Genomic DNA, 4,942 nt, shown 5'->3' on the forward strand with positions numbered 1-4,942 from the left:
CGCGCGCATCGGCGTCACCGTCCTGACAGGCAGCCATGACAGCGGTCAGGTGCTTCTGGTTGATCTTGGAGCCGGTCACCAGCGAGGCGACCTTCTGCTCCTCATTCACCTTCCAGTCGATATAGGCCTCGATGTCGGGATGGTCGATATCGACCGTCACCATCTTGGCGGCGCGCCGCGTGGTGCCGCCGGACTTGATGGCGCCCGCCGCGCGGTCGCCGATCTTCAGGAAGCTCATCAGGCCGGACGACTTGCCGCCGCCGGACAGCCGCTCGCCCTCGCCGCGCAGCTTCGAGAAGTTGGTGCCAGTGCCGGAGCCGTATTTGAACAGCCGGGCCTCGCGGACCCACAGATCCATGATGCCGCCGTCATTCACCAGATCGTCGCCGACCGACTGGATAAAGCAAGCATGCGGCTGCGGATGTTCGTAGGCGGAGTTCGACTTCACCAGCTTGCCGGACTTGAAGTCCACATAGTGGTGGCCCTGCGCCGGGCCGTCGATGCCATAGGCCCAGTGCAGGCCGGTGTTGAACCATTGCGGGGAGTTCGGGGCCGCCATCTGGGCCGCCAGCATGAAGCGCATCTCGTCGAAATAGGCGCGGGCGTCCTCTTCCGCATCGAAATAGCCGCCCTTCCAGCCCCAGTAGGTCCAGGTACCGGCCAGCCGGTCGAACACCTGCTTGGCGCTCTCCTCATGCGTGGTGCGGTCCTCGGGCGCCAGCGTGTCCAGCTTCTTGGCGTCCGGCGCCTTGCGCCACAGCCAGTCGGGAACGTCCTTTTCCACCACCGGGGTCAGCGCCACCGGCACGCCGGCCTTGCGGAAATATTTCTGCGCCAGGATATCGCAGGCGACCTGCGACCAGCTCTCCGGCACCTCGATATCCTTCAGCTGGAAGACGATGGAGCCATCCGGGTTGCGGATCTCGCTGGTCGTCCTGCGGAAGGAAAGCGCGGCATAGGCATCCTTGCCGGCCTCGGTGAAGCGACGTTCGATCTTCATAATGTTCCCCTCGGTCCCCTCGGCACCCGCAGCTTCTCTCCGTGCCTGGATACGCTGCTGGTCCGTATGATCTGTCGTCCTGAATGGCGACCGACGGTTTCGATCGCCTCGTCGCCGGATGCGAGGCACCCTATATCTAGCGGCGGAGAACAAGTGTGCCACAAGCGCTGGCGTGTTCAACTGCATTTTGTATGTTGACAGCAATTAACCACATCAGCTGGTTTCGCGTGATGGCAGGACTGGCGGATTATCGCCCCCTGCAGCGCCCGCCGGGCTGGACGGATGGCCGCGAGGGTGCAATATTCCGGGCACTTCGTTGCCTGCATGAAGGACGGACCAGATCATGGCGGATATCGGCACCCGCTTGTACACGTGGCTGAACGGCGAAAAGGTCGGCGAGGACCAGTTCGGCAACCTGTATTATCGCGGCAAGAAGGCGGCCAACGGCCAGCGCGACAAGCGCTGGGTGGTCTATAAGGGCGAGCCGGAGGCCTCCAAGGTGCCGCCGGCCTGGCATGCCTGGCTGCACTACACGACCGATATCCTGCCGACCGGCGCCGAACAGATGGCCAAGCCGTGGCAGAAGGAACATCTGCCGAATCTGAGCGGCACCGACCTCGCCTACCGTCCGCCCGGCCATGTGCTGAGCGGTGGCAAGCGTGACAAGGCCACGGGCGACTACGAGGCCTGGCGCCCGGAATGAGGGCTTCGGACATTAAGATAGCGGGCAATACAGCGGGAGCGCGGCGATGCATCGCAGCCTGATCGAGACGGTGATGGGCGCCGTCGTGCTGGTGGTTGCCGGCCTGTTCGTCGTTTTCGCCTTTTCCGCGGCCGATCTGCGGGCGGTCGGCGGCTATACGGTCACGGCCTCCTTCGAGCAGACGACCGGCCTCAATGTCGGGTCGGATGTGCGCATCAGCGGCATCAAGGTCGGGTCGGTGGTGAGCCAGCAGCTCGATCCCGAGACTTACCTCGCGCGCATCACGCTCAGCATCGACACGGCGGTGAAGCTGCCGCGCGACACCATCGCCAAGGTGGCGTCGGAAGGGCTGCTGGGCGGCAGCTACATGCAGCTTATCCCCGGTGGCGACGACCAGATGATCGAGGCGGGCGGCCGCATCGCCTATACCCAGTCCTCGGTTGATCTGATGGATCTGCTGGGCCGCTTCGTCTTCACTGCCGCCGAGAGCCAGGGCAGCAACCAGTCCGGTGGCGATCAGTCTGGCGGCAACCAGTCCGGAGGCAACGCGCCCGTTCCTGCCGCGCCGCTGAAATAGCGGAACCGGCGGCGCACGGCATCGTTATCCAGCGCATGTCCAACCCACTTCTGTCCTCTCTCCGCCGCCATTCCCTGCTTGCCCTGCTCGTCATGGCGGGGTTGAGCCTCATGTCGGCGCCGGCGGCAGCACAGGACCGGCCGACTTTCACCCCCTATCCGGTGGCGGTGCTGCAGGGTCTGGACAAGATCACCGCGCGGATATCCACCTTTGAGGCGCCGGTCGAGCAGCCTGTCGTCTTCGGCTCATTGGAGATCATGGTGCGGACCTGCCAGAAGCGTCCGCCGGAGGAGCCGCCGGAGAGTGCCGCCTTCCTGGAGATCACCGAGCAGAAGCCGGGTGAGGCGGCGAGCCGTATGTTCACCGGCTGGATGTTCGCCTCAAGCCCGGCGCTGAACGGGTTGCAGCACCCGGTCTATGACGTCTGGCTGCTGGACTGCAAAAGGGCGGAATAGGCGTCGCGGACATCGCCGGTGGGAAAGCGCGCGGCCACGGTCAGTGCCTCGGCCAGCCGGTTCTTGTAATCCTCGCGCGGGATTTCCACGGCGCCGAAGCGCGTCAGGTGGCTGGTGACGAACTGGGTATCCAGCAGCACGAAGCCGCCCAGTTTCAGCCGTGCCACCAGATCGACCAGCGCCACCTTGGAGGCGTCAGTTTCCCGGCTGAACATGCTCTCGCCGAAGAAGGCGCCGCCTAGCGCCAGCCCGTACAGCCCGCCGACCAGCTTGCCATCGCGCCAGCTCTCCACCGAATGGGCGAGGCCCATGCGTCGGAATTCCAGGAACAGCCGGACGATCTCGTCATTGATCCAGGTGTCGTTGCGGTCTTCCGCCGGTTCCGCGCAGCCGCGCAGGACGCCCTCGAAATCGCTGTTGCAGCGCATCTCGAACACGCCCCGGCGCACCGTCTTGGCCAGGCTGCGCGGGATATGGAAGCCATTGAGCGGCAGGATGCCGCGCTTGCTGGGATCGACGAAGAACAGCTCCGAATCGTCCCGCGTCTCGGCCATCGGAAACACGCCGATGGCATAGGCCTGTAGCACGAGTTCAGGCGTTAGCGGGACCACGCGGTTACTCTCGTTTGCCGCCGGCCGTCCAGCGTTCGAGCCAGTGAATGTCGTAATCGCCGTCGATGAACGACTTCTCGGTCAGTAGCTGGCGATGCAGCGGGATCGTCGTCTTGATGCCGCCGATCACATATTCCTCCAGCGCCCGGCGCAGCCGCATCATGCATTCCGCGCGGTTGCGGCCATGCACCACCAGCTTGGATACCAGCGAATCATAATAGGGCGGGATGGCGTAACCGGTATAGAGGGCCGAATCGACCCGCACGCCAAGGCCGCCTGGCGCGTGGTAATCCGTGACCTTGCCCGGCGAGGGCTGGAAGGTCAGCGGGTCTTCCGCATTCACCCGGCATTCGATGGCATGGCCGAAGAACTTGATGTCGGCCTGCGAGAAGCCCAGCGCCGCCCCTGAGGCAACGCGGATCTGCTCGCGCACGAGGTCGATGTCAGTGATCATCTCGGTGATCGGATGTTCGACCTGCAGGCGGGTGTTCATCTCGATGAAGTAGAATTCCCCGTTCTCGTACAGGAATTCCAGCGTGCCGACGCTGCGATAGCCCAGCTTCTCGATCGCCTTCACGACGATCTTGCCCAGCTTCTCGCGTTCCTCGGCGTTCAGCGCGGGCGAGGGGGCCTCCTCCAGCACCTTCTGGTGGCGGCGCTGCAGCGAACAGTCGCGCTCGCCCAGATGCACGACATTGCCGTGATTGTCGGCCAGCACCTGCACTTCGATATGCCGGGGCTTGTCGAGGAACTTCTCCATATAGACTTCGTCATTGCCGAAGGCGGATTTCGCCTCCGACTTGGCGAGCTGCAGCGCCTGGGCGAGCTGGCTTTCGTCACGCGCCACCTTCATGCCGCGGCCGCCGCCGCCGCCGGTTGCCTTGATCAGCACCGGATAGCCGATGCTGGCGGCAAACTTCTTGGCCGCCTCCGGGCTTTCGATGGCGCCGTCGGAACCGGGCACGCAGGGCACGCCGGCCTCGATCATCGCCCGCTTGGCGGTGATCTTGTCGCCCATCATGCGGATATGGTCGGGCGAGGGGCCGACAAAGGTGAAGCCGTGCGCCTCCACGATCTCCGCGAAGCCCGCATTCTCCGACAGGAAGCCCACCCCCGGATGGATCGCGTCGGCACCGGTGATGGTGGCAGCCGAGATGATCGCCGGAATGTTCAGGTAGCTCTGGTTCGGCGGCGGCGGGCCGATGCACACGCTCTCGTCGGCCAGCCGCACATGCATGGCGTTGGCGTCGGCCGTGGAATGGATGGCGACGGTGTGAATGCCCATCTCGCGGCAGGCGCGGTGGATGCGAAGGGCGATTTCGCCGCGATTGGCAATCAGGATCTTTTCGAACATCTCTGCCCAGCTATCCGCCGTGGCCTACTCGATGACCATCAGCGGCTCGCCGAATTCCACCGGCTGGCCGTTGCTGATCATGATTTTCGTCACCGTGCCGTCGCGCGGGGAGGGAATCGGGTTCATCACCTTCATCGCCTCCACGATGGCGATGGTCTGGCCCTTGCGGACCGCATCGCCCTGGCGCACGAAGGGCTCGGCCCCCGGCTCCGGCGTCAGATAGGCGGTGCCGACCATCGGCG

Annotated in this window: 6 protein-coding genes and 1 pseudogene; 3 read left to right on the forward strand and 4 right to left on the reverse strand. The window is 64.6% G+C overall.

Going from position 1 to position 4,942, the window contains the following annotated elements:
- Window positions 1-1,000, reverse strand: a pseudogene (locus MK313_RS17735) (vitamin B12-dependent ribonucleotide reductase); the annotation flags it as partial.
- Between the two features lie 343 nt (window positions 1,001-1,343).
- Here MK313_RS17735 and MK313_RS17740 point away from each other — a divergent pair.
- From MK313_RS17740 to MK313_RS17750, 3 genes are read left to right on the forward strand one after another with little or no spacing between them, the layout of a single operon-like run.
- On the forward strand, window positions 1,344-1,703 hold the full coding sequence (locus tag MK313_RS17740) for an NADH:ubiquinone oxidoreductase subunit NDUFA12 (RefSeq protein WP_008945987.1): 360 nt from the start codon (window positions 1,344-1,346) through the stop codon (window positions 1,701-1,703).
- A 46-nt stretch (window positions 1,704-1,749) separates the two neighbouring features.
- Entirely contained in the window at window positions 1,750-2,280 is a 531-nt protein-coding gene (gene mlaD, locus MK313_RS17745; RefSeq protein WP_287783478.1) for an outer membrane lipid asymmetry maintenance protein MlaD, read from the forward strand.
- 35 nt (window positions 2,281-2,315) lie between these two features.
- Window positions 2,316-2,735 carry a DUF2155 domain-containing protein gene (locus tag MK313_RS17750; protein WP_287783481.1) on the forward strand — a complete coding sequence of 140 codons (420 nt, stop codon included), beginning with the start codon at window positions 2,316-2,318 and terminating at the stop codon, window positions 2,733-2,735.
- Here MK313_RS17750 and aat read toward each other — a convergent pair.
- The 3 genes from aat to MK313_RS17765 form a co-directional block, all read right to left on the reverse strand.
- A complete protein-coding gene (aat, locus tag MK313_RS17755) occupies window positions 2,696-3,346 on the reverse strand; it encodes a leucyl/phenylalanyl-tRNA--protein transferase (RefSeq protein ID WP_121218816.1) in 651 nt (216 codons plus the stop codon). The two genes, MK313_RS17750 and aat, sit on opposite strands and share 40 nt — an antisense overlap.
- A 4-nt stretch (window positions 3,347-3,350) precedes the next feature.
- Window positions 3,351-4,700, reverse strand: coding sequence for an acetyl-CoA carboxylase biotin carboxylase subunit (gene accC / locus MK313_RS17760; protein ID WP_287783483.1), 1,350 nt, complete (start codon window positions 4,698-4,700; stop codon window positions 3,351-3,353).
- A gap of 24 nt (window positions 4,701-4,724) precedes the next feature.
- Window positions 4,725-4,942 (reverse strand): acetyl-CoA carboxylase biotin carboxyl carrier protein (locus tag MK313_RS17765; protein WP_287783485.1); only part of this gene is annotated, 218 nt, incomplete at its 5' end.

This window comes from Oceanibaculum sp. (assembly GCF_022449305.1).
GTDB classification, from domain to species: Bacteria; Pseudomonadota; Alphaproteobacteria; order Oceanibaculales; family Oceanibaculaceae; genus Oceanibaculum; species Oceanibaculum indicum.